General features: G+C 73.6%; 20 protein-coding genes. 11 read left to right on the top strand and 9 right to left on the bottom strand.

The window, feature by feature from the left end; translation table 11 throughout:
• Positions 1 to 45: 45 nt before the first annotated feature.
• A complete protein-coding gene (locus tag ABZ624_RS33895; RefSeq protein WP_360097818.1) occupies positions 46 to 1,281 on the top strand; it encodes a lectin in 1,236 nt (411 codons plus the stop codon).
• Between the two features lie 9 nt (positions 1,282 to 1,290).
• Here the strand turns inward: ABZ624_RS33895 and ABZ624_RS33890 are convergent, their stop codons facing one another.
• Both ABZ624_RS33890 and ABZ624_RS33885 read right to left on the bottom strand, forming a co-directional pair.
• On the bottom strand, positions 1,291 to 1,536 hold the full coding sequence (locus ABZ624_RS33890; RefSeq protein WP_360097816.1) for a hypothetical protein: 246 nt from the start codon (positions 1,534 to 1,536) through the stop codon (positions 1,291 to 1,293).
• Between the two features lie 267 nt (positions 1,537 to 1,803).
• Complete coding sequence (locus ABZ624_RS33885; RefSeq protein ID WP_360097813.1) at positions 1,804 to 2,592, bottom strand: SDR family oxidoreductase; 789 nt, start codon at positions 2,590 to 2,592, stop codon at positions 1,804 to 1,806.
• Between the two features lie 161 nt (positions 2,593 to 2,753).
• Between ABZ624_RS33885 and ABZ624_RS33880 the strand changes: the two genes are divergently transcribed.
• Together ABZ624_RS33880 and ABZ624_RS33875 are read left to right on the top strand one after the other, a co-directional pair.
• Positions 2,754 to 3,794 (top strand): PHP domain-containing protein, encoded by a 1,041-nt coding sequence (locus tag ABZ624_RS33880; protein WP_360097810.1) that lies wholly within the window; start codon positions 2,754 to 2,756, stop codon positions 3,792 to 3,794.
• 51 nt (positions 3,795 to 3,845) lie between these two features.
• Complete coding sequence (locus ABZ624_RS33875; protein WP_360097807.1) at positions 3,846 to 4,511, top strand: HAD family hydrolase; 666 nt, start codon at positions 3,846 to 3,848, stop codon at positions 4,509 to 4,511.
• Positions 4,512 to 4,737: 226 nt separating this feature from the next.
• Here ABZ624_RS33875 and ABZ624_RS33870 read toward each other — a convergent pair whose 3' ends face one another.
• Positions 4,738 to 5,616: an alpha/beta hydrolase gene (locus ABZ624_RS33870; protein ID WP_360097804.1), complete on the bottom strand. Its 879-nt coding sequence runs from the start codon at positions 5,614 to 5,616 to the stop codon at positions 4,738 to 4,740.
• Between the two features lie 177 nt (positions 5,617 to 5,793).
• Here ABZ624_RS33870 and ABZ624_RS33865 point away from each other — a divergent pair, with 177 nt between their 5' ends.
• The gene (locus tag ABZ624_RS33865; RefSeq protein ID WP_360097801.1) at positions 5,794 to 6,825 is read left to right on the top strand and encodes an SDR family oxidoreductase; all 1,032 of its coding nucleotides are present in this window, start codon (positions 5,794 to 5,796) and stop codon (positions 6,823 to 6,825) included.
• A 34-nt stretch (positions 6,826 to 6,859) separates the two neighbouring features.
• A complete protein-coding gene (locus tag ABZ624_RS33860) occupies positions 6,860 to 7,105 on the top strand; it encodes a hypothetical protein (protein ID WP_360097798.1) in 246 nt (81 codons plus the stop codon).
• Positions 7,106 to 7,353: 248 nt separating this feature from the next.
• On the opposite strand, the gene ABZ624_RS33855 is transcribed toward ABZ624_RS33860, so the two are convergent.
• Both ABZ624_RS33855 and ABZ624_RS33850 read right to left on the bottom strand, forming a co-directional pair.
• Entirely contained in the window at positions 7,354 to 8,646 is a 1,293-nt protein-coding gene (locus ABZ624_RS33855) for an ROK family protein (protein WP_360097795.1), read from the bottom strand.
• 133 nt (positions 8,647 to 8,779) lie between these two features.
• Entirely contained in the window at positions 8,780 to 12,034 is a 3,255-nt protein-coding gene (locus ABZ624_RS33850) for a cytochrome P450 (protein WP_360097792.1), read from the bottom strand.
• A gap of 222 nt (positions 12,035 to 12,256) precedes the next feature.
• On the opposite strand from ABZ624_RS33850, the gene ABZ624_RS33845 reads away from it, so the two are divergent.
• Positions 12,257 to 12,898 carry a PAS domain S-box protein gene (locus tag ABZ624_RS33845; RefSeq protein ID WP_360097789.1) on the top strand — a complete coding sequence of 214 codons (642 nt, stop codon included), beginning with the start codon at positions 12,257 to 12,259 and terminating at the stop codon, positions 12,896 to 12,898.
• Between the two features lie 176 nt (positions 12,899 to 13,074).
• Entirely contained in the window at positions 13,075 to 13,569 is a 495-nt protein-coding gene (locus tag ABZ624_RS33840) for an FBP domain-containing protein (protein WP_360097786.1), read from the top strand.
• 324 nt (positions 13,570 to 13,893) lie between these two features.
• Here ABZ624_RS33840 and ABZ624_RS33835 read toward each other — a convergent pair whose 3' ends face one another.
• Complete coding sequence (locus ABZ624_RS33835; RefSeq protein ID WP_360097783.1) at positions 13,894 to 14,502, bottom strand: TIGR03086 family metal-binding protein; 609 nt, start codon at positions 14,500 to 14,502, stop codon at positions 13,894 to 13,896.
• 154 nt (positions 14,503 to 14,656) lie between these two features.
• Here ABZ624_RS33835 and ABZ624_RS33830 point away from each other — a divergent pair, with 154 nt between their 5' ends.
• From ABZ624_RS33830 to ABZ624_RS33820, 3 genes are all read left to right on the top strand, one after another.
• Positions 14,657 to 15,910 carry an aromatic acid exporter family protein gene (locus tag ABZ624_RS33830; protein WP_360097780.1) on the top strand — a complete coding sequence of 418 codons (1,254 nt, stop codon included), beginning with the start codon at positions 14,657 to 14,659 and terminating at the stop codon, positions 15,908 to 15,910.
• 104 nt (positions 15,911 to 16,014) lie between these two features.
• Positions 16,015 to 17,103: a hypothetical protein gene (locus tag ABZ624_RS33825; RefSeq protein WP_360097777.1), complete on the top strand. Its 1,089-nt coding sequence runs from the start codon at positions 16,015 to 16,017 to the stop codon at positions 17,101 to 17,103.
• A gap of 223 nt (positions 17,104 to 17,326) precedes the next feature.
• On the top strand, positions 17,327 to 18,448 hold the full coding sequence (locus ABZ624_RS33820) for a lactonase family protein (RefSeq protein ID WP_360097913.1): 1,122 nt from the start codon (positions 17,327 to 17,329) through the stop codon (positions 18,446 to 18,448).
• Positions 18,449 to 18,493: 45 nt separating this feature from the next.
• Here ABZ624_RS33820 and ABZ624_RS33815 read toward each other — a convergent pair whose 3' ends face one another.
• Together ABZ624_RS33815 and ABZ624_RS33810 are read right to left on the bottom strand one after the other, a co-directional pair.
• Positions 18,494 to 19,231: a DUF2470 domain-containing protein gene (locus ABZ624_RS33815; protein WP_360097774.1), complete on the bottom strand. Its 738-nt coding sequence runs from the start codon at positions 19,229 to 19,231 to the stop codon at positions 18,494 to 18,496.
• 79 nt (positions 19,232 to 19,310) lie between these two features.
• Positions 19,311 to 19,916, bottom strand: coding sequence for a TetR/AcrR family transcriptional regulator (locus ABZ624_RS33810; RefSeq protein ID WP_360097771.1), 606 nt, complete (start codon positions 19,914 to 19,916; stop codon positions 19,311 to 19,313).
• Positions 19,917 to 20,062: 146 nt separating this feature from the next.
• Here ABZ624_RS33810 and ABZ624_RS33805 point away from each other — a divergent pair, with 146 nt between their 5' ends.
• Entirely contained in the window at positions 20,063 to 21,679 is a 1,617-nt protein-coding gene (locus ABZ624_RS33805) for a cytochrome P450 (protein WP_360097768.1), read from the top strand.
• On the opposite strand, the gene ABZ624_RS33800 is transcribed toward ABZ624_RS33805, so the two are convergent.
• Entirely contained in the window at positions 21,644 to 22,516 is an 873-nt protein-coding gene (locus tag ABZ624_RS33800) for a pentapeptide repeat-containing protein (RefSeq protein ID WP_360097765.1), read from the bottom strand. The genes ABZ624_RS33805 and ABZ624_RS33800 overlap by 36 nt on opposite strands.
• Between the last annotated feature and the right edge of the window lie 124 nt (positions 22,517 to 22,640).

Here is a 22,640-nt window from a genome sequence, read left to right as displayed (position 1 = left end):
GCATCCTCGTAGGTCCCTTTAACCCCCCACGCCGAACGGAGAGTCATGGCCTCCCCACGCCTGCTCCGCAGATGCCTCCTCGCCGCTCTGTCCGCCGCGCTGCTCGGTTCCGCGGCCGTCGGCCCCGCGCCCGCCCCGGCCGCCGCGCCTGCGGCGGCGACCGTCACCACCTTCTCCGACACCTTCGACGGACCCGCGGGCTCCCCGGTCGACTCCTCGAAATGGACGCTGGAGACCGGCGACAACGTCAACAACCACGAGCGTGAGTACTACACCTCGGGCACGCGCAACGCGGCCCTGGACGGGCAGGGCCACCTGGTGATCACGGCCCGCAAGGAGAACCCGGCCGGCTACCAGTGCTGGTACGGCAGCTGTCAGTACACCTCCGCCCGGCTGAACACGGCCGGGAAGTTCGAGGCCCGCTACGGACACGTCGAGGCGCGGATGAAGATCCCGCGCGGGCAGGGCATGTGGCCGGCGTTCTGGATGCTCGGCACGCCCGTGAACTGGCCCGACTCGGGTGAGATCGACGTGATGGAGAACGTCGGATTCGAACCCTCCACCGTGCACGGCACGATCCACGGCCCCGGCTACTCCGGATCCGGCGGCATCGGCGCGGCCTACAGCCTGCCGAACGGACAGGCCTTCGCGGACGCCTTCCACACCTTCGCCGTGGACTGGGCACCCGGCTCGATCACCTGGTCCGTGGACGGGAACGTCTACGAGCGGCGCACGCCCGCCGACCTCGGCGGGAAGACATGGGTGTTCGACAACAGGCCGTTCTTCCTGATCCTGAACCTGGCCGTCGGCGGCTACTGGCCCGGCGACCCCGACGGCAGCACCCAGTTCCCGCAAGCGCTGGTGGTGGACTCGGTGTCGGTGACGACGAGCGACAACGCGGCCGGGGCGCCGATACGCGGGCTGGCGGGCAAGTGCGTGGACGTGGCCGGCGCGAATCCCGCGAACGGCACCCCGGTACAGCTCTACGACTGCAACGGCACGGCCGCGCAGGAGTGGACGGTCGGCTCCGACGGCACGATCCGGGCGCTCGGCAAGTGCCTGGACGCCACCGGCGGCGGCACCGCGGACGGCACGCCCGTCCAGCTGTGGGACTGCACCGGCGGCCCGAACCAGAGGTGGACCGTCACCGGGGCACACGACATCGTCGACCCGCAGGCGGACAAGTGCCTCGACGTCACCGGGACCAACGCGGCCAACGGGACCCGCCTGCAGATCTGGACCTGCACGGGCGGCGCGAACCAGAAGTGGTCGGTCGGCTGAGCCGTCGGCTCAGTGCAGCGTCCAGGTGTACTTGTCGCCGCCCACGAAGCGGACCACGTCCGGGTCGTCCAGGTCGTGGATGGTGATGCCGTAGGACGCGGCCGCCTCCAGCACGTCGGTGACGGCCCTGGCCTCACCGACCACCTGACCGTCGATCTCCATGATCCGGAACGGCGGCTCGCCCGGCCTGCCCGGGCACACACCGAGGACCAGAACCCGCGGATGGGAGATGTGGGGAGCTGCTTGTTCGGTCATGTCATCGAGGGTAGAACGCAACCCGCGCCGACGGGTCACCCACCGGAGCCGTCCGGAAGATCGGGCACCGCCGCCTCGACCGCACCCCGGGTGGCCGGGCGCCCGAAGTCCCCGCGTTCCCCCAGCCGGGTGAGCACGGGGGCGACGGTCACGCCCTGTTCGCGGCTCCCCGCCGGTGTCGACGTAGCGGAAGCCCCTGCCGCAGCGGACGCCTTGGCAGTCGGGGCCGGCGCAGGAACTGGTCCGCGGTCCCGCGGTCGCATCGGCTCAGGGACGCCGCCAGTCGTCGCTGGTCAGGTGTGAACCGGCCTGCGGGCCCATGCGGAGCATGCCGCCGTCGACGCTCCAGGAGGCGCCGGTGACGTATGAGGCGTCCGGGCTCGCCAGGAAGGCGATCACCGCGGCGACCTCGCGGGCGTCGCCGGGCCGCCCGAGCGGCACGCCGGGCCGGCGCTCGGTGTGCACGTCGATGTCCTCCTGGCCGGTCATCGGCGTGGCGATCTCGCCCGGCGCGACCGCGTTCACGGTGATGCCGTATTCGGCGAGTTCCAGCGCCATCACCTGCGTGAGCAGGCCGAGTCCGCCCTTGGCCGCGCAGTACGGGGCCGCGCCGACGCGGGGCTGGTGCTCGTGCACGGAGGTGACGTTGACGATCCGGCCGCCGTCGCCCTGCCGGATCATCCGCCGGGCAGCGCGCTGCCCGCACAGGAACGGGCCGACGAGGTCGACGTCCAGGACGCGGCGTACGTCCGCCAGGGTCAGGTCGAGGTAGGGGGTCATGGTGCCCGTACCGGCGTTGTTGACGAGGACGTCGATGCGGCCGAGCTCGCCGCAGAGCTCGTCGACCGTGTCGGCGGCCTCGGGCAGGTGGGTGAGGTCCAGCTGGGCCACGGCTGCGCGGCGGCCGGTGCCGCGCACTTCCTCCGCCGTTCTTTCGGCGCCCTTCTCGTCGGTGTGCCAGGTGATGCCGATGTCCAGGCCGGCTTCGGCGAGGCGTACGGCGGTGGCTCGGCCGATTCCGCTGTCTGCGCCGGTGACGATCGCTGCGCGTGGCATGGCCGACCTCCTCAGCTGCGGTTGGGCATCGCAGTACCCGGGGGCGGGGTGGGCAAACGGGTCCGGCTGCGTGGGGGTGGCCGTCGCGGGTGCGGGTGCGTTGTGGCTGGTCGCGCAGTTTCCCCGCGCCCCTTCAGGGCGCCTCAGGCACTCTGGGTTGCATGGATCCCGTCGCCGCTCTCGACCGGATTGCCTTTCTTCTGGAGCGGGCGCTGGCCCCCACGTACCGGGTGAAGGCTTTTCGTACCGCTGCCCGGGTGCTGGCCGAGCTGCCCGCCGACGACGTGGCCGACCGGGCGGCGGCCGGGACGTTGGAGGCGCTCAAGGGGGTGGGGCCGAAGACGGCGCAGGTGGTGCGGGAGGCGTTGGCCGGGGAGGTGCCCGGATATCTGCGGAAGCTGGAGGAGGAGGCCGGTACGGCGTCCCGGTCCGGTGCGGGGGCGAAGTTGCGGGCCCTGGTCCGAGGGGACTGTCACACGCATTCGGACTGGTCCGACGGGGGAAGTCCGATCGAGGAGATGGGACGGACGGCTGCCGCGCTCGGGCACGAGTGGACCGCCCTCACCGACCACTCCCCCCGGCTGACCGTGGCCCGCGGCCTGTCGCCGGAGCGGTTGCGCGAGCAGCTGGAGGTGGTGGCGGAACTGAACGCGCGGTGGGCGCCGTTCCGGCTGCTGACCGGCATCGAGTGCGACATCCTCGAGGACGGCTCGCTGGACCAGGAGCCGGAGCTGCTGGAGCGGCTGGACGTGGTCGTGGTGTCGGTGCACTCCAAGCTGCGGATGGACGCCCGGTCGATGACCCGCCGGATGGTGGCCGCCGTGCGCGATCCGCACGCCGATGTGCTCGGGCACTGCACCGGGCGGCTGGTGACGGGCCGGGGGCGCCCCGAGTCGGAGTTCGACGCGGACGCGGTGTTCGCCGCCTGCGCCGAGTCCGGTACGGCCGTGGAGATCAACAGCCGTCCCGAGCGGCTGGACCCGCCCCGCCGGCTGCTGCGCAGGGCCGTGGCCGCGGGGGTGCTGTTCTCCGTCGACACCGACGCGCACGCGCCCGGCCAGCTGGACTGGCAGATCCTCGGCTGTGCGCGGGCCGAGGAGTGCGGGGTGCCCGCCGAGCGGGTGGTGACCACCTGGTCCGCCGACGAGCTGCTGGCCTGGACGCGGCAGGGGCGGGTGCCGGCGCGGGTGACGGGTTCCTGACCCGGCCCGCGTGGTACCCGGCCGCCAGCGGGAGCCAGGGAAGGAGCCGGGATGGAGCGAGCCGCCGTCTTCGATGTCGACGGGACCCTCGTTGACACCAACCACCTGCACGTCGTCACCTGGTGGGAGGCCTTCCGCCAGGCCGGGCACGACGTGCCCATGCACGCGGTGCACCGGGCCGTCGGCCTGGGCTCCACGGATCTGATCGCCCACCTGCTCGGCGACGGCCGCGACAGGGACCGGGACGGCGAGCTGAGCGCCGCGCACAAGGCCCTGTACGGCCAGTACTTCGACCGGCTGCCCGCGCTGCCGCGGGCCGGGGAGCTGCTGCGCCGGCTGCACCGGGACGGCTGGGCGGTGGTCCTCGCCACCTCGGCGAGCGGCGCCGAGCTGGGCGCCCTGCGCCGGGCCATCGACGCCGACGAGGTGATCGCGGCCACGGCGAGCTCGGAGGACGTACGGGAGGGCAAACCCGCCCCGGAGCCCGTGGAACACGCCCTGGAGCTGGCCGGGGTCCCGGCCTCGCGGGCGGTGTTCGTCGGGGACACCGTGTGGGACATGCGGGCGGGCAGCAAGGCCGGGGTGCGCTGTGTGGGGGTGCTGTGCGGCGGGATTCCCCGGGCGGACCTGGAGGAGGCCGGGGCGGAGGCGATCTATGCCGACCCCGCGGATCTGCTCGTAGGACTCGACGGGAGTCCGCTGGTCCGAGCATCATAGGGAGTGGCGCCGGTCACATGGCGCGCCGGAACACCACAGGGTGATTGCCCGTTGAACTATCCGTGGGTACGGATGGGACAGGGCCCCGGGCCTCACCTTCTGCCCACAGGGACGATCGTTCGGCTGAAGCCCTGTGGAGCCTTCCGCCGAGAGGCGACCGCCATCCGTGCCCACCACCTGACGCCCCGGTCGTGATTCCCCCGTCACGGCCGGGGCCCTTTCGTGGTCAGCGGCCGGCCGCCGCGGCACCGACGCTGCCGTCGGCCCGTACCGCCCCGGCCTCGATGAACTCCCGCAGGTCGGCCGTGAGCCGGGCGGCGTGCGTGGCGAACAGGCCGTGCCCGCCGTTCTCGTACACCTTCAGCGTGCCGTCGGGCACCAGCCGGGCCACACGCTCACCGGTGAGCGCGAGCGGCGCGGAGGTGTCGTGGGTGCCGTGCACCACCAGCACCGGCAGATCCAGCGCGGGCAGCTCGTCGGCCATGTCCAGCGCGGCCACCACGGCCCGCATGCCGTTCGCGGCACGCGGGGTGGCGCTCAGACAGCAGTCGATCAGGTGGCGGACGTACGGCGGGGACATCTGGTTGCCGGGCAGGTGGGCGGCGAAGAAGTCGTCGGCCAGAGCGGTGAAGTACGCGGCCCGGTCCCGCCGGAACACCTCGTCGTCGGCCCGCACCGCCTCCGGGTCCACGCCCTCCGGGGTGCCCGGCGAGCGGACGACCCCGGGACTCACCCCGGCGACGAGGGCGACCCGGGCCATCCGGTCCCGGCCGTGCCGGGTCAGGCAGCGGATCACCTCGCCGCTGCCGACCGAGTGGCTGATCAGAGTGACCTCGCGCAGGTCGAGGTGGTCGAGCAGGCCGTACACGTCGTCGGCGAGCGTGTCGAGGTCGTAGCCGTTCCAGGCGTCGTCGGACCGTCCGTGGCCGCGCCGGTCCAGGGCCACGCAGCGGAAGCCGGCCTCCGCGAGCGGCAGCATCTGGTACTCCCACATCACATGGCCCATGTACGCGCTGGAGACGAAGACGGCGACGGGACCGGTGGCGGGGCCGTGGTCGACGTAGTGCAGACGGGTGCCGTCGACGGGGCTCTCGTAGTACGGCAAGGGTGCCTCCTCGGGCGGTACGGACCGGGTGCGACGCGACTCGGTCGCGCTGACGTCCTCGATGCTCCCCGGAGTGCGCGCACGGGTCGATTACCCGCCGGGTCATGCCCGGGTGTGCGCGCGCCCGGGCCCGGGTACCCGGCCGTCCGCCGAAGCGTGGGCCGAGAGGAGCCGAAGGTGAGCAGCTCAGCGGGCAGCAGGGTGGTCGTGACGGGTGCCACCGGCAATGTCGGCACGAGTGTCGTGCGGCTGCTCTCGGCGGACGCGGGGGTCAGGTCGGTGCGCGGCCTGGCCCGGCGTACGCCCGAGTGGTCGCCGCCGAAGACCGAGTGGTCCGCGGTCGACATCGCCTCCGACCAGGCGAACCTCGCGGAAAGGTTCGAGGGCGCCGACGCGGTGGTGCATCTGGCGTGGGCGTTCCAGCCGACACACGATCCGGCGGCCACCTGGCGGACCAATGTGCTCGGCGGTATCCGGGTGTTCGAGGCGGTCGCCGCGGCACGGGTGCCGGTGCTGGTGCACGCCTCCTCCGTGGGCGCGTACTCGCCGGGTCCGAAGGACCACGCGGTGGACGAGTCCTGGCCGACGCACGGCTGGCCCGACGCCGCGTACTGCCGCGAGAAGGCCTATCTGGAGCGCACGCTGGACGTGTTCGAGCGGGACCATCCCGAGGTGCGGGTGGTGCGGATGCGCCCAGCGTTCCTGTTCAAGTGGGAGTCGGCCAGCGAGCAGCGCCGGATCTTCGGCGGGCGTTTCCTGCCGGGTCCGCTGGCCCGGCCGGAGCTTCTGCCGTTCCTGCCGGACATCCCGGGGCTCAGGGTGCAGGCGCTGCACACGGACGACGCCGCGGAGGCCTACCGGCTCGCGCTGACCTCGGACAGCGCTCGTGGTGCCTTCAACCTCGCGGCGGATCCGCCGCTGGACGCCGGTGTGCTCGGCGAACTGCTGGGCAGCCGCCCGGTACGGCTGCCGCGCGCGGCGGCCCGGTCGGCGATCGCCGCGGCCTGGGGGCTGCATCTGCTGCCGGCCTCGCCGCACCTGTTCGACGCGGTGCTCCGGCTGCCGCTGATGGACTGCGGCCGGGCGCACGCCGAGCTGGGCTGGCAGCCGCGGCACACGGCGACGGAGGTGCTGCAGGAGTTCCTCGACGGCCTGCAGAAGGGCGCGGGGATGGAGACCGAGCCGATGCGCGGGCGGAAGGTCGGCTGACACGCCGTACGCCCACGTCCGAGGGGAGAACGCCATGGCCGCACAACGGGAGCCCGAGCCGGGCCAGGACAGGGGCCCGGTCCCGAGGGACATGCCCGACCAGCAGGCGGGCGCCGGCGAGGACCCATGGGAGGTCACGCCGGGCCGGCCGGGTGAGGACGACGCGACTCCGGCCGACGACGTTCCCGACACGGACGAGGCAGGCTCGGGACCCCGCGGCGCACCACACCCGGGCACAGCCCGCCCCGAACACCCGTCACCGGACGAACCGTCGGCCTGAGCTGCGGGGCACAGTGCTTGACGACGGCGCGGCCGGCCGGTGCGTCCGGAGTCGTGGCCGGCCGGTGCGTCCGGGGTCGTGGCCGGCCGACGCGGCCGGGGGGCGATGTGCCCGGTCGGCGGACATCCCGTGGGTCATGCCTCCTGGTCGTCCGACGCGGCGGGATCGTCGGCCACTGGCGGGTGACCGCACGGGGCGCGAACACCTAGTGAGCTGGTGTTTCCCACTCCCGTCTGCGCAGCGGAGCGTCAGCGCGGCGTCCGCTCCCGGAGTGCCGTGCGCCACGCCGGCAGGCGGGCCTCGGTGACCGGTTCCGGGTGTCTGCCGCCGCTCGCGAAGAACTCGGCCAGCGGCAGGATCGCCGCGCCGACGGTGACCGCGTCCGAGCCGAGCCGCCCGAGGTCGATGGTCACCCTGTTGGCCGGGTGGCGCAGCGCGTACGTCATCGCGTGGCGCCGTACGGCGGGCAGGAGGCGGGGGCCGAGCTGCAGCCCGGCCCAGCCGCCGATGAGGATCCGCTCGGGCTGGAAGAGGTTGATCAGGTCGGACAGGCCGGCGCCGAGGTACTCGGCGGTCTCCTCCAGGACGGCCAGCGCCACCGGATCGGGCTCGCCGCCCTCGGGCGGGTAGGCGGCGGCGAGCATCGCGGTGAGCGCGGTCTCCTCGTCGGTGCCCTCGGGGGGCCGGCCGCCCTCTTCCCGCCAGCGGGCGAGCAGCGACTCGGCGCCCGCGTAGGCCTCCAGGCAGCCGGGCGCGCCGCAGCGGCAGCGGCGCCCGCGCACCCGTACCGTCAGATGGCCCCATTCGACGGCCCGCCCGTGCTCCACCTCCGGGGTGACCACGCAGGCTCCGACGCCGGAGCCGAAGAGCACGACCACGGCGGTGCGGGCGCCGCGTCCCGCGCCGAACCACATCTCGGCCTGGCCCAGGGTCTTGGCGCCGTTGTCGATGAGGTACGGGGTCTTCCCGGGGAGTTGTGACGTCGAGCGGAGCAGCCGCTCCAGCGGGACCGCGTCCCAGCCGATGGTCTGGCCGTGGACGACGGCGCCCCGGTCCGTGGTGTGCTCGACGATGCCGGGCACGCCGACGCCGACGCCGAGCAGCCGCTCGGGCGCGGCCTGTTCGGCGCCGAGGACCTCGGCGACGCTGTCGCGGATATGGCCGGTGATCACCTCGACGTCGTGACACCCCTGCGGATTCAGCCTGCGTTCGGTGCGGGCGAGTTCGGTCAGGGCCAGGTCGAACAGCTCGACGCGGACCCGGGTCTCGCCGACGTCGACACCGATCATCTGGCCGCTGTCCGGGGCGACGCGCAGCAGGGTGCGGGGCCGGCCGCCGTCGGATTCGACGCTGCCGGCCTCCTCGACCAGGCCGTCCGTGATCAGGTCGGCGACCACGTTGCTGACCGAGCCGCTGCTCAGGCCGGTGGCCGGGCCGAGCTCGAACCGGCTGAGCGGGCCGTCGAAGTACAGCTTCTGCAGCACGGCCGTACGGTTGCCCCGTCTGAGGTCGCGTACCGTGCGCCCGTTCCGCCCCGCCATGCGGCTCCCTTCACGAACCCTGTCCGACCTGCAACATACCCCTTCGGGCGGGCGGAACGCGTTATTCTCCCAACCCTTAGTTCATGATCTGAGCTAAGCGGAAGCCCCCGCAGGGGCCCGGGGCTCCCCCGGCTCACCCCGCCGCGTAGACGTCCTCCACGTAACGCCCCTCCGCGATCAGCGAGTCGAGCCACTGCCCGGCGTCAGCCGCCTCGGCACCGGGAACGTGTTCCCGGTACAGCGTGCGGAACGCCTCCCGCACGCCCGGGGCCATCCGGGCGCCGTCACCGCAGACGTACACCCGGGCACCGGCGTTCAGCAGCTCCCAGATCTCGTCGGCCTCCGCGGCGATGCGGTGCTGCACGAAGGCGGCGCCGTTCTCGGGGGCGGCGCTGAAGGCCGGGCGCAGGGAGACCGCGCCCACCGCCTCCGCGTCGCGCAGTTCCCTGGCGTGCAGGAAGTCGGCGTCGGGTGCGTCGCAGCCGAAGTACAGCAGGGCGGCCGGGAGTTCGGTGCCCGCGGCGCGGGCCGCGGCGCGGTCGGCGACGGTGCCGCGGAACGGGGCGAGTCCGGTGCCGGCCGCGACCATCACCACGGGTGCCGAGTCATCGATCCGGAAGGCCTCTCGGCACGGCTGCACGCGGGCGTACACGGTGTCGCCAGGCCGGAGGGAGGCGAGGTGGCCGGAGCCGACGCCCCGGTAGCGGCCCCGGCCGATGGGGGTCCCCCCGCGCGAGCGCAGCCGAGCGTGGGGGAGGGCGGGGGCGTCGAGCACGGAGACCATGAGGTCCACGTGGCCGGCGTCGACGGCCGGCGAGGAGGACACCGAGTAGTGGCGGGGCCGCAGCGGGGTCAGCAGGTCGAGCAGGAGCGGCCAGTCCAGCGCGCCGCGCAGGGCGGGGTGGTCCTCGGCCAGCTCCACCAGGGTGCGCGGATCGTCGCCGGTCAGAGCGGCGAGGGCGGCGCGCTCGGGCGGGCAGGGGTTGGCCTCGGCGAGCAGGGCCAGCTGCCGGGTGGTCGGCCGTTGCTGCAACTCGACGTGATGGGTGAGGAGTTGCCGTACGGTGAGCGGCCGGTCCACGGCCAGGTCTCCCCCACGCTCGGCTGCGCTCGCGCGGGGGGACCCCCATCGGCGCGGACGGGTGGCGCGGATGTCCAGGACGGCGTCGGGGTCGAGGCCGAAGGCGGAAACGGCGCGGTCCACCAGGTCCGGGGCGTTGGCCGGCAGGACGGTCAGGTGGTCGGCGGTGCGGTAGGTGACTCCCTCGGGCAGCGCGATGCGCAGGAACCGCTTGGTGCGCGGGTGGCCCGGCGCGGTCAGGTCGTACGCCTCGGTCACGGTCATCGGCACCAGTCCGTGCCGCTCGGCGAGGGCGTCCAGCAGGCCGCCGCTCAGCGTGCGCACCGCATAGGCGTGGGCGGGCTCTTCGGCCGGGGTGCCCCGCACGGCGTCCGGGTCGCCGTACTCGGTCAGGAGGGCGGTGCGCAGCCGGGCCGTGAACTGCCGGACGGCGCCCGTGAGATCGCCGGAGGCGTCGGCCGCGGCCCGGTCGGTCAGGCGGCTGGCGCCGAGTTCGGCGAGGCGGGCGTCGATGCGAGTGGGGACGTGCTGGTAGGTGGCGGCCCAGTTGCGGTCGCCGACGCCGAGGACGGCATAGGTGACGCCGGTCAGGTCGGGGGTGCCGTCGAGCCATGCGGTGAAGGCGCCGGCGTCGTCGGTGGGGCGGCCGTTGTAGGAGGCGGCGGTGATGACGACGGCCCGGTCGGCGGGCAGTCCGTCCGCGTACGCGTCGAGCGCGGCGACCTCGGTGGCACAGCCCACGGCGGCGGCCTCGTCGGCGAGCTGGGCGGCGAAGGCGCGGCAGGTGCCGTAGTTGCTGCCGTGCAGGAAGAGGACGCTGGTGCCGGGGCGGACCCGGGCCGGGAGTGTGTCCGGGGCGGCCGTCCGGTCGGTCTGCGCGGGGGCGGTGCCGGGCAGCGGGGCGTGGACGCGGTCGGCGGGGGTGCGCGGGGTGAGCGTGAGGGTGAACCCCTCCGGCTTGAGGGTGAGGGTCTCCTTGACGGTGAGCCGGTAGCCGGCGTGGTCGTGCAGCCGGTAGCGGTGCACCAGCAGGGCGAGCAGCATGGTCGCCTCGTGCAGCGCGAACTGCCTGCCGATGCAGGCACGTTCACCGGTGCCGAAGGGCTTGAAGGCGTGCACCGGGCGGGCCGCCTCCGCCTCGGCGGTGAACCGCTCCGGGTCGAACAGCTCCGGGTTGTCGCCCCACACGGGCTGCCGGTGCAGCATCGGGGTGAGCACGGTGACGGCCTGGCCGGCGGCGAGCGGGAGCCGGCCGCCGAGGAGGGTGTCCTCGCGGGCGTGCCGGCTGAACGCGGCGGCCGTCGGCCACAGCCGGAGCGCCTCGTTGAGGACCTGACGGGTGTAGGTGAGCCGGCCGATGTCGTCGTACGACGGCTCCGGGTCGGCGGTGTCACCCCACAGTGCGTCGGCCTCGCGCTGCACCAGCCGGAGTACGGCGGGGTGCTTGGCGAGGTAGTACAGGGCGAAGGACATCGCACCGGAGGTCGTCTCGTGGCCGGCGATCAGGAAGGTGATGACCTGGTTGCGGATGTTGGCGGCGTCCAGGGTGGTGCCGTCGGCGGGGTGCGGGGCGCTGAGCATCAGCCCGAGCAGGTCCTCGGCGCCGCTCTGGTCGGTGCCGGCACGGGAGGCGATGACGTCGTCCACGACCTGGGCGAGGTGGTCGGCGTCCGCCCGGAAGGCCGCGTCGGCCGCGGAGTGGTCCTGGCCCGGGGTGCGGGCCAGCTGGTTCATGCTCCACTCCAGGCAGCGGACCATCGACTCCACGAAGGGGTGCGGCTCGCTGCGCTCGAAGGAGCCGAAGTCGTAGGCGAACCCGGCCAGCCCGATGGTGTCGAGGGTCATGCGGGTCATGTCGTCGGGCACGTTCACGGGCCGCCCGTCGCGCGCCGCGCGGTCCCAGGAGTCGATGAGCCGGCGGGCCACCTTGAGCATGACCGGGTGGTAGGTGCGCATCGAGCCGAGCGCGAAGGCGGGCATCAGGATGTCGTGCGCCTTGGCCCAGTTGGGCTCGTCGTTGTACGCCGTGAACAGGCCGTCGGCGGCGAAGGAGCGGACGTTCTCCAGCGCGGGACCGATGTGCTTGGCGAACCGCTCCTCGTCGGCGAGGTCCGAGACCAGGTCGGCGTCGGCGACGAACAGCACGTCCCGGCCGTGCAGCCGGCGCACCAGCACCGGACCGTGGGCGCGCATCAGGCCCATGATCTGCTGCAGGGGGGTGCGGCCGGGACCGGTGGCGGTGATGTCGGCGATGGGGACGCCGGGCAGGGTACCGGCCGGGGCGGGGTGCACTGCGGTGGGGGGCATGGCGCGACAACTGCCTTTCGCGGTAACGGTGTACTCGCGGTAACGGAGTACTGCGTTCCAGGGTGATCCACCCGCGCGGCTCGTACGTGCCGCCGCACTACACGATCGCGCAGTCAAAACTCGGTTACGGGCCTTGCGCGGCCCTCGGTCCCCGCGGTTTGCCGCTGACCTGGATCTTCGTCTTGGATGAGAGCGCTTGCTCGGCGACTTCGGGAGGTGGATGTGGACGCGGAACGAGCCGACGGGGTCGTGTGGCGCAACCGGGCCCTGACGCTCTTCGACCGGGTGGCGGTGCCGGTCGCGCTGTGCGATGTCTACGGCCGGGTGGTGCTGGCCAACCCGGCGATGGCGGCGGAGTGCGGTACGACGCCGGGGCAGCTGCGGGGCCGGGAGGTGCTGGAGCTGTTCCGGCCGCAGGAGGCCACGCAGGTGGAGCGGATCGCGGAGGCGCTGCGGCTGCGGCACCGCTCGCGCTACCAGGTTTCGGTGCGCTGGCGGGCGCCCGGCGGGGCCGAGCGGTTCGGGGAGCTGACGGCGGACCCGGTCAGCGACAGCGTGGAGGAGACACCGGCCCTGCTGGTGATGCTGGGGGTGCGGGGCGAGTGCGCACCGCCCGAGCCGGAGCCGGCGCGGGTCACGCCGGTGGAGGGCCGGGTGCTGGCGCTGCTGGCGGGCGGCGCCACCACGGCCGGCGCCGCCCGCGAACTGGGTCTCAGCAAGGACGGCGTCACTTACCACCTGCGCCGCCTGTCGGCCCGCTGGAACGCCGCCAACCGCACCGAACTGGTCGCCCGTGCCTACGCGTTGGGGGTGCTGACACCGGGGGTGTGGCCACCGGAGGCGAGCACAGCGGACCCGGGGTGAGCCGTACCGGCCGTCTCGGCGGATGTCCGGGCGGAAGAGACCACGCCTCGTGCGACCCCGGCAGGCACGGTGACGGTCCCGGCGCGAAATCCATTGGCTCACCCACCGCCTGGCTACGTACGCTAGCCGCGCACCTAGACCCCCTAGGTTACGCCGACGAGTCCGAAAGGCCCCCCATGAGATCGCTCACCGAGCAGGACATCCGCAACTCCTTTGTCAACTGCTCCAAGGGGGAGGCCAAGCGGCTGACGGTTCCCCGGGACCTCGGTGAACGCCCTTGGCACGACCTGGACTTCCTCGGCTGGCGGGATCCGGGCGCACCCGACCGCAGCTATCTGGTCACCGAACGGGAGGACCGGCTCGTCGGCGTCTCCTTCCGCTTCCAGGCGGCCCAACGCGGGTTCCTGCACCGCAGCATGTGCTCGGTGTGCCTCACCACGCACCCCGGCGGCGGAGTCTCACTGATGGCGGCACGCAAAGCCGGCGCGGCGGGCCGCGAGGGCAACTCGGTCGGCCTGTACATGTGCACCGACCTCGCGTGTCCCCTGTATGTGCGGGGCAGGAAGGTGCCGGACTCCGGGGCCCGGTTCGAGGAGAGCCTGACGGTGGAGGAGCAGATCGCCCGCATGACGGGCAATCTGTACGCGTTCATCGACAAGCTGTACACCTGACAGTCCGGCAACCCGACAGCATCGTCGCGGCAGCGCATGCCGGGGGCCGGCTGGGCCGGGTCGTCGAATTCGTAGGCGTACCGTGCGGCGGCGCCGGGGCGGTCGGCGGCGCGCGCAGGCAGGGCACCTGCCCCACCGCGGTGGCGCCGCGCTCCTTGCGTTCGGAGTACGGCGTGTGCACGCAGTGCTCGATGCGGGGCCCGTGGCCACGGCCGGCCGCAGCCCACACGATCGGCAAGCCTCAGTCATCCGCTCCGAGACCGGCACAGAGGTCGCCCAGCCGCAGCCCTGCCCACGCCCAGTCGCTGCCCGAGGCCCACGGGGTCAGAAGACCTCAGGCGTCCACTCCGGATCCCGGCCGAGGAAGGCGAGCAGGGCCGCCGCCTCGTCCCGGGAACCGTCGGACGCGAGGGCCGGTGCGAAGACGCCGTACGCGCGCAGCTGCGGGACCAGGTGGTCGGCGGCCGGTCGCAGGCCCGCGGCCAGCGCCGGTGCGAGTGGCCGGTTCTGACCGGTGGCGACGGCGATGTCCCAGGCGTGCACGGCGGCGTCCAGCGCTCCGGCACCGGCGGCCAGCGGCAGGGGCAGCGGGCCCAGCGGTGTCGGCACGGACCCGGCGTCGGCGGGCAGCTGCGCATAGGCGTCGGCCACGGCGTCCAGGACCTTCTCCAGCTCGGCCACCGGATCGCCGTGGAGGGCGTCGGCCGGCTGGAACGGGTCCTCGCCGGGCCGGTCGGCGGCCAGGACGAGACCGTAGGCGTGCTGGTCGATCCGCGCGTGGTTGAGCACCTGCCGTACGGTCCACTCGGAGCACGGCGTAGGGCTGCCCCAGGCCTCCTCCGGCACCGCGGCGACCACCTCGCGCAGACAGGCGTGCGCCTGCCGGAGCAGCTCGACGCCCTCGGGCTGCCCAGTGCCCTGGCTCTTCTCCATGCCGACCCCTTCCGTGACTCTCGACGGCCCCTCGACGGGTCCCGGGTGCGGCGCTCTCTCAGCCGCCGAACTCACTCTACGAACCCTTGCGGACAACTACGGTCCGCGTCGGAAGCACGTTCGTCCCACCCGTGGAAGGGGAACAGGCCAAGGGATGCACGACGTACGCAAGTGGACCACGGGACTCCTGCGCCTGCTGGAGCGCCGCCGGCAGCCGGTGGTCGTCCAGACGCTGCGGTCGGCGACGGCTGCCACGATCGCCTACGTGATCGCGCTGCGCCTCAGCCCCGAGCCGGCCCCGCTGACCGCTCCCCTGACCGCGCTGCTGGTCGTCCAGGTGACCTTCTACGCCACCCTGACCAACGGCATCCGCCGGGTGAACTCGGTGGTGGCCGGGGTGCTGGTCGCGATCGCCTTCAGCGTGCTGGTGGGGCTCACCTGGTGGAGCCTGGCGCTGCTGATCGTGGCCTCGCTCGCGGTCGGGCACCTGGTGCGGGTCGACGAGTACGTGGCCGAGGTGGCGATCAGCGCCATGCTGGTGCTCGGCGTGACCACCGTCGGGTTCACCGCGTGGGCGCGCATCGTGGAGACGCTGATCGGCGCGGTCGTCGGGACGGCCTGCAACCTGCTGCTCCCACCCCCGGTGTGGGTGGACGAGGCGGGCCGCTCGATGGAGGACCTGGCGCGCCGGATGCGGCAGTTGATGCTGCGGATGGGTGAGGAGGCCGCCGGCCGGATCCCCTGGGAACGGGCGGCCGAACGGCTGCACGAGGCACGCCTGCTGGACCAGCACATCGCCCATGTGGACGCCTCGCTGCGGCAGGCCGAGGACAGCCTGCGGCTCAATCCGCGCGTCAAGGAGGGGCTGATGCACCGGGTGGTGCTGCGCACCGGCCTCGACACGCTGGAGATCTGCACGGTGGTCCTGCGGGTGCTGGCCCGGTCCTTCACCGACCTGGCGAAGGCCCGCGGGGCCGAGGACCTCTTCCCGCCCCGGGTCGGGGAGACCGTGGAACAACTGCTGTCGGAGATCGCGGACGCGGTGGTGAGCTTCGGGGTCCTGGTCACCACCCATCTCAGCGAGGACGCCGAGTCGGCGGAGGCCCGCCTGTCGGCCGAGCTGCACACGGCGGCCGGCACCCGGGACCGGCTCGCCGAACTGCTGCGGGAGGAGGTCGGCAAGGACTGGACGAACTGGCAGCTGCTCGGGGCCGTGCTGACCGAGACGACCCGGATCATCGACGAGCTGAACACCGAGCACCGCACCCGGCGCCTGTTCGAGGAGCTGGACCGGGTCTCCCGGGGGCAGCGGGCCAAGCTGCCGCGGATGACCCGGCTGCGCGAGCGGCTCGGCGTGCAGGAGGAGCTCTGGCGGAACCGTACGGGGTTCGGCGAACGTTATCCGTGAGGAAGCCGCCGGGCGGGGCCCGGCGGGGAGAGTGCCGGGCAGGCCGGCGCGCCCGGCGAAGGGGCGTGCCGGGCAGCGCCGGCGGGTGAGGCGAGGGGCGACCGATGACCGGTTCCGGGGTGCGGATAGACGGGAACACACTGCGGCTGCCGGGCGGGGTGGCGGTGCGGTTCGTCCGCACGCTGCGGCTGCCGGAGACGGGCACGCATCCGCTGCCGCCGGGGCTGGGCGAGTTCCCGGTCCGGCGGGTCGCGGACTACGCCGACACCGTCCCGGACGAGTGGCGGGCGCGCGGCGGAGTGATGCTGCCGGTGTATCTGCGTGAGGCGATGTGGCTGAGCTTCTCCGGCACGAGGGAGCCGGCGGCGCTCCAGGTCGGGGTCGGCAAGGTGTGCGCGGTGTCCGGCCGGCCCTGGAGCGACCGTCTCGCCCGGGATCCGCAGAACTACGTGGTGCTGCCCCGCCAGCCATGGCTGGACGGCATCAACTCCGGCAAGGGGACCGTCCGCCAGTTCGTCGCCGTGCCGCTGGGTCTCGGCGCGACGGTGGAGGGGCAGGTCACCGGCGAGGAGGTGTGGGGTGGGGTGCAGCTCCAGTCGTTCCCGCTGAAGGAGCCGGTGCTCGTCGAGTGGCGGCGCCGCGAGCGGGAGCGGGAGGAGGCGCGCCGCAGGACCCTGTCGGCCGGGCCGGCGGGCGGGTACGGCGGCCCGGCGATGCCGATGATGGCGTCCGCCCCGGGCGGCGCCCCGCCGATGCCGGCCGCTCCCGGCGCGGCCCCGCCGCCGGCCGCCGGTGCGGCACCCCGGCGCGCCGCGGCCATGGGCCTCGGCGTCGGCGGCTCGATGCGGCAGGAGGTCTACCAGGACGAGCGGCCGCTGACGGACTGGTCCGAGGAGGCCGCCGGGCGGGTGTTCGTGCACCTGGTCACGCCGCCTGAGTGGCGGCGCATCACCGGCGAGGCACCCCCGCCGTCCCCGGTGGACCGGGCGGCGTACACGCGCGCGGGACTGCCCTGGTACGACTACTACGACGCCGATGCCGAGGATCTGGCCCCCACCGGCACCCTGGAGGCGGTCAAGCCGGTCGGCGACTGGCTGGGGGACGACCTGGACCCCTGGCAGCCGCCGTCCGCGGGCCAGGTGACCCCGCTGAAGGGGGCGCCGGGCAAGCCGGTCGAGGACGGGGAGTGGTGATCCGGCCGCCCGTTGCACGCACCGCAACACCCGTTGCCCGTCTTGCCCTTGGCGGCAGGGTCAGGCCAAGGTTGCTGTCACGAGCGGGGCAACCGACGACCTGAGGTGCGGTATGGGCGGCGAGGCGCGGGCGGCGCGGCGGGGCTCTTCCCCGCGCGGGCGGGAGTCCGGGGCCGGCTGGAGCCGGCGCCGGTTCGTCGGGGCCGCGGCGGGCGCGGCGGCGATGGTCGCGGTGCCGTCACCGGCGGCCCCGCCGGCCGGCCCTCCGGCCGCGGCGTACCAGCCCGGGGCCGCCCCTCCTTCCCGTGAGGCGTCCGGGCCGCGCCCGCTGTACGTGGGCACGTACACCTCGGTCGACGGCGGCGGCACCGGCATCGGGCTGGCCTCCTACGACCCGTCGACCGGCCTGATCACCGGTTCCGGCACGCTGACCGGCGTCTCCGACCCCTCGTATCTCGCCGTGCACCCGGACGGCCGCACGCTGTACGCGGTGGACGAGCGGGAGGACGGCGGTGTGACGGCGGTACGTCTCGCGGACCGGCGGATCCTCGGCGCCCGGAGTACGGGCGGCGCGGGTCCCTGCCATCTGTCGGTGCACCCCTCGGGACGCTGGCTGCTGAGCGCCAACTACGGTTCGGGCAGTGTCGCCGTGCATCCGGTCGACCCCTCGGGCGCCCTCGGCGAGCGCACCGGCCTGGTCACGCACTCCGCTCCGCCCCCGGGTCCGGGGCAGCAGGGGCCGCACGCGCACCAGTGCCTCACCAGCCCGGACGGCGGCCATGTCCTCGCGGTCGACCTCGGCACCGACACCGTCTACAGCTACGTCCTGGACCAGGCGAAGGGCACCCTGACGGAGGTGGCGCAGGCCCGCACACGGCCCGGCGCCGGGCCACGCCACCTGACCTTCCATCCGGGCGGCCGGTACGCCTATCTGGCCAACGAGGTGGACGACACGGCCGCCGTCTGCGCCTACGATCCCGCGTCCGGCCGGCTGACGATCGGCGAGCCGCAGCCGACGGGCTCGGACGGCGGCACCAACTATCCGGCGCAGTTCGTGGTGACGGCGGACGGCGGATTCGCGTTCCTGGCCAACCGGGGCCACAACAGCCTGGCGCGGTACGCGGTCGAGGCCGACGGCGCCCGGCTGCGGCTGCTCGGCACGGTGCCGGTGGGCGGGGACTTCCCGCGGCAGATCGCCCTCTCGCCGGACGGCGGCCTGCTGTTCGCGGCGAACCAGCGCTCGGGCACGGTCACCGTCTTCCACGTGGACCGGGAGACCGGCGGACTCCGGCCGGCCGGTGAACCGTTCGCCTCACCCGTCGCCGTCTGCGCGCTGCCGCTGTAGGGCCGGTCCGGCGGATCATGCCGCAGCCGCGGGGTGGGGCACGCGTCAGGCGCCGCTGCCTCCCTGCGCCTTGATCCGCCGGACAGGCCCCCGCGCACGGGGGCAGACGGCGGCAGCCTGGGCCAGCAGGGCGTGCATGCGCTCGGTGAGCTGGGTGACGTCGTCGGCGGGCGTGTGGAAGGGCAGCCGTACGTCGCCGTGGGCACCGGTGCGCTCGATGCGCAGGGTCAGTCCGTGCCGGTCGACGGCGAGGGGCAGCACACGGGTCGCGGCGTGCAGACTCTCCGGCCGTACGAGGCGGGTCAGCCGCTCCACCACGTCCGGGTGGGCGTCGGCGAGGTGGGTGAGGAGCCGGGCCTCGGCCTCGGCGAGCGGGTCGGGCCGGGCGGCGGCGTACTCGCCGTGGTCCACGACCACGGCCCCGGAGGACTGCCGCAGCACCACCCGGGTGGGCCGGAACAGCAGGGTGCCGCGGTCCGGGGTGAACCAGCCGGCGAGGTGGAGCCGGGCCCGGATCCTGCCCCGTACCGGTACGGGCGCCACGTCGGCGAACTCCAGGACGGCGGAGGGTTCCTGGCGTGGGACACAGATGGCCGCGGTCAGCAGGGCACTGTCGTCGGGCACCGTCAGCCGCACGGCGCCGTCGTCGGTCACGGTGTGCGCGCCGACGTACTCCTCGCGGGCGCCGTCCGCGGTCACCGCGCACGACCAGGCGGCGGCGAGCACCGACCGTGCCCGTTCCGCCGCGCCGGGTGCGGCCGTCCAGTCCTGGGTGTCACCCATCCGAGACCTCCTTAGGTAAGCCTTGCCTAACCTATCGGAGATCAGGGCGCACGCCAACCACTCCCTGGACCGCAGAGGATCAGGCGATGACACCCAACAGCGCCCGCGCACACAGGTCACGCACCTGCTCACGGGTCAACTCGCCGCCGCGCAGCCACTCCAGGCACACGGCCGTGGTGAAGGCGAGCCAGCCGCGCACGGCCAGGCGCACCTGTGGGGCACCCCCGAAGACGGGCCCGAACTCGGGGTCGGCGGCGAGCGCGGCGAGGATCTGCTGCTCCTGGGCTGCCAGAGCCCGCCGGTAGACCCGGCGTACGGCCTGGTCGCCGGCCGCGTCCGCGCGATGGAAGGCACGGAAGCCGTGCGCGTGGGCCTGGACATAGGCGAGGTAGGTGTCGAGGCCTGCGGCAAGCTGCTCGCGCACCGGCACGCCGGGCACGGCCGCCGTCATGCGCAGCATCCGCCGGCTCTCGCGCTCCACGACCGCCGCGAAGAAGTCCCGCTTGTTCGGGAAGTAGTGGTACAGCAGCCCGCGGGAGACCCCGGCGATCTCGGCGACCTGCTCGATCCACACGTCGTCGTAGGGACTCTCCGAGAACAGTTTCGCGCCGACCGACAGCAGCTGCTCACGACGCTCCTCGGTGCTGAGTCGGCGCCGGGCGCGCTCCCCCTGGTTCGCGGGCATGGCGTCACTTTACTTGACGCGGGTTCAACAAGCGGCCCACACTGAAACACGTTATTGAACCCACGTACAACACGCGTGTCCACGGATGTATGTGGCAGGTACACGTCACAAGTCAACGGCCCGCTGGATCAAGGGAGATCGGCGTCATGACAGAGACGGCGGAGAAGACACAGGCGACGGGTACCGGGCCGGGACTGCCGAAGGGTTTCCGCAGTGCCGAACTGGGCTGGCCCGAGCTGCACCGCATCCCGCATCCGCCGCACCGGGTGCCGCTGCTCGGCGATGTGCTGGGCGCCGACCGGCGCAGGCCGCTGCAGGATTCCATGCGCTTCGCGCGCGAGCTGGGGCCCGTCTTCCGGCGGCGGGCCTTCGGCAAGGAGTTCGTGTTCGTGTGGGGCGCGAAGCTGGTCGCGGACCTGGCCGACGAGGCCCGGTTCGGCAAGCACGTCGGGCTGGGGGTGGCCAATCTCCGGCCCCTCGCCGGGGACGGCCTGTTCACCGCCTACGACCACGAGCCCAACTGGCAGCTGGCGCACGACGTCCTGGCGCCCGGGTTCAGCCGGGAGGCCATGGAGGGGTATCACGGCATGATGCTGGCGGTCGCACAGCGCCTGACCGACCACTGGGACCGCGAGGCGGCGGCCGGCCGTACGGTGGACGTGCCCGGTGACATGACCAGACTGACCCTGGAGACCATCGCACGCACCGGGTTCGGGCACGACTTCGGCTCCTTCGAGCGGGACCGGCCGCATCCCTTCGTCACCGCGATGGTCGGCACGCTCACCTACGCCCAGCGTCTGAACAGCGTGCCCGGGCCGCTGGCCCCGCTGCTGCTGCGCGCCGCCGCCCGGCGCAACGCCGCCGACATGGCCCACCTCAACCGCACGGTCGACGACCTGGTCGCGGCCCGCCGCCGCTCCGGCCGGGCAGCCGGTGACCTGCTGGACCGGATGCTGGAGACGGCGCATCCGCAGACCGGCGAGAGGCTGTCGGCGGAGAACGTCCGCAGGCAGGTGATCACGTTCCTGGTCGCGGGCCACGAGACCACCTCGGGCGCGCTGTCCTTCGCCCTGTACTACCTCGCCCGGCACCCCGAGATCGCCGCCCGGGCCCGCGCCGAGGTGGACCGCGTCTGGGGCGACACCGAGCAGCCCGGCTACGACCAGATCGCCAAGCTGCGCTACGTCCGCCGGGTGCTGGACGAGTCGCTGCGGCTGTGGCCGACCGCGCCGGCCTTCGCCCGTGAAGCCCGCGAGGACACGGTGCTCGCCGACGAGCATCCGATGCTCCGGGGCGCCTGGGCACTCGTCCTCACCCCGATGCTGCACCGCGACCCGGACGTGTGGGGCGAGGACGCCGAACGCTTCGACCCCGACCGCTTCGAGGCGGCGGCCGTACGGGCCCGTCCCCCGCACACCTTCAAGCCCTTCGGCACCGGCGCGCGGGCCTGCATCGGCCGCCAGTTCGCCCTGCACGAGGCGACCCTGGTCCTCGGCCTGCTGCTCCGCCGCTACGACCTGTCGGCCGACCCGGCCTACCGGCTCACCGTGACCGAGCGGCTGACGGTGATGCCGGAGGGGCTGCGGCTGCAGCTGGGGCGGCGTGAAGCACACCGAAGGGGCGCGGGGCAGTGCCGCATATGCGGCTGCCACCGCGGGGGCTCCACAAGCCACGACGGCGCCGCGGACGAACGTCGCACCGCGGCACTTCCGGACGAGCGCCCTGCCTCAGCCGGCTGTCCAGTGCACCGGCCGGCCGACTGACTCCGGCACCTTCGTGCCGGCGCTCCCCCGGGCCGCGTTGATCTGCGGCTGGGTCAGGAAGAACGCGCCGGTGAGATCCGCGTCGGTCAGGTCGGCGTCACGCAGATCCGCGCCGATCATGTCCGCGTCGCGCAGATCCGCGCCGGTGAGGTCGGCGGCGATGAGGTAGGCGCCGCGCAGGCTGGCCCCGCGCAGGTCGGCGCCCCGCAGCCGCGCCCCGATGAGGTCCGCGCCCCGGCGATCCTTCCCCCTGCCCTTGCTGTTGCCCCTGCCGTTGCCCTTCGTGCCGCTCTTCGCGTCGGCGACTCCCGCCCGGGCCAGCTCGCTGGTGCGCAGGAGCAGCACGTTCACCTGCTGGCGGTGCGCGGCCACGTCCAGCGCGGCCAGCTCCTCCGGGGTCTGCCGGGTCAGCCGCTCGGTCTCCTCCAGCGCCCGTCGCAGCTCGGGATGGACCGGACGGGCGGCGGCCAGGCCGAGCGCCTCGGTCAGGTACCACAGCAGCTCGTGCAACTGCCGTACGACCGGGAACACCTCGAACATCTGGCGGGCGTGCTCCTTCGAGCCGGTACGCCAGTCCCGGCCGCCGAAGGTGACCTGCGAGACCTTCTGTCCGGCGCCGAAGCAGTCGTAGACCGTGCAGCCGGTGAATCCCTTCTTCCGCAGGTCGGTGTGGATGCCGCAGCGGTGGTCACCCTGGAGGTTCGGGCACGGTTTCCCGGCGGGCTTGTCCAGCGCGAAGTCGGCGGACGCGGCGAAGGGCAGGGCGACGCAGCACAGCCCGAAGCAGCGCGCGCAGTCCCCGCGCAGCTCCGGCAGGCCCGCTATCTGGTCTGGCATGAGGCACAGCCTACCGGGGGGCTCCCTCTGATCCTGCAGGATCGCGCAGGTCAGCGCTGTGCGAGCTGTTCGACGGCCTTCCGCACCCGGCCCGCGCCGTCCTCCCCGGCCAGGTGCGCCGGGG

Origin of the sequence: Streptomyces sp. NPDC007205 (genome assembly GCF_040634095.1) — a bacterium.
GTDB lineage: Bacteria > Actinomycetota > Actinomycetes > Streptomycetales > Streptomycetaceae > Streptomyces.
Note: the sequence above shows the minus strand (reverse complement) of the source record. Positions and strands in the feature narration are given on the sequence as shown.

Bases quoted from the DNA above. Each gene is read 5' to 3' on its own strand.
- ABZ624_RS33895 (WP_360097818.1), top strand. From the start codon at position 46: ATGGCCTCCCCACGCCTGCTCCGCAGATGCCTCCTCGCCGCTCTGTCC.
- ABZ624_RS33890 (WP_360097816.1), bottom strand. From the start codon at position 1,536: ATGACCGAACAAGCAGCTCCCCACATCTCCCATCCGCGGGTTCTGGTC.
- ABZ624_RS33885 (WP_360097813.1), bottom strand. From the start codon at position 2,592: ATGCCACGCGCAGCGATCGTCACCGGCGCAGACAGCGGAATCGGCCGA.
- ABZ624_RS33880 (WP_360097810.1), top strand. From the start codon at position 2,754: ATGGATCCCGTCGCCGCTCTCGACCGGATTGCCTTTCTTCTGGAGCGG.
- ABZ624_RS33875 (WP_360097807.1), top strand. From the start codon at position 3,846: ATGGAGCGAGCCGCCGTCTTCGATGTCGACGGGACCCTCGTTGACACC.
- ABZ624_RS33860 (WP_360097798.1), top strand. From the start codon at position 6,860: ATGGCCGCACAACGGGAGCCCGAGCCGGGCCAGGACAGGGGCCCGGTC.
- ABZ624_RS33855 (WP_360097795.1), bottom strand. From the start codon at position 8,646: ATGGCGGGGCGGAACGGGCGCACGGTACGCGACCTCAGACGGGGCAAC.
- ABZ624_RS33850 (WP_360097792.1), bottom strand. From the start codon at position 12,034: ATGCCCCCCACCGCAGTGCACCCCGCCCCGGCCGGTACCCTGCCCGGC.
- ABZ624_RS33840 (WP_360097786.1), top strand. From the start codon at position 13,075: ATGAGATCGCTCACCGAGCAGGACATCCGCAACTCCTTTGTCAACTGC.
- ABZ624_RS33835 (WP_360097783.1), bottom strand. From the start codon at position 14,502: ATGGAGAAGAGCCAGGGCACTGGGCAGCCCGAGGGCGTCGAGCTGCTC.
- ABZ624_RS33830 (WP_360097780.1), top strand. From the start codon at position 14,657: ATGCACGACGTACGCAAGTGGACCACGGGACTCCTGCGCCTGCTGGAG.
- ABZ624_RS33825 (WP_360097777.1), top strand. From the start codon at position 16,015: ATGACCGGTTCCGGGGTGCGGATAGACGGGAACACACTGCGGCTGCCG.
- ABZ624_RS33820 (WP_360097913.1), top strand. From the start codon at position 17,327: ATGGTCGCGGTGCCGTCACCGGCGGCCCCGCCGGCCGGCCCTCCGGCC.
- ABZ624_RS33815 (WP_360097774.1), bottom strand. From the start codon at position 19,231: ATGGGTGACACCCAGGACTGGACGGCCGCACCCGGCGCGGCGGAACGG.
- ABZ624_RS33810 (WP_360097771.1), bottom strand. From the start codon at position 19,916: ATGCCCGCGAACCAGGGGGAGCGCGCCCGGCGCCGACTCAGCACCGAG.
- ABZ624_RS33805 (WP_360097768.1), top strand. From the start codon at position 20,063: ATGACAGAGACGGCGGAGAAGACACAGGCGACGGGTACCGGGCCGGGA.
- ABZ624_RS33800 (WP_360097765.1), bottom strand. From the start codon at position 22,516: ATGCCAGACCAGATAGCGGGCCTGCCGGAGCTGCGCGGGGACTGCGCG.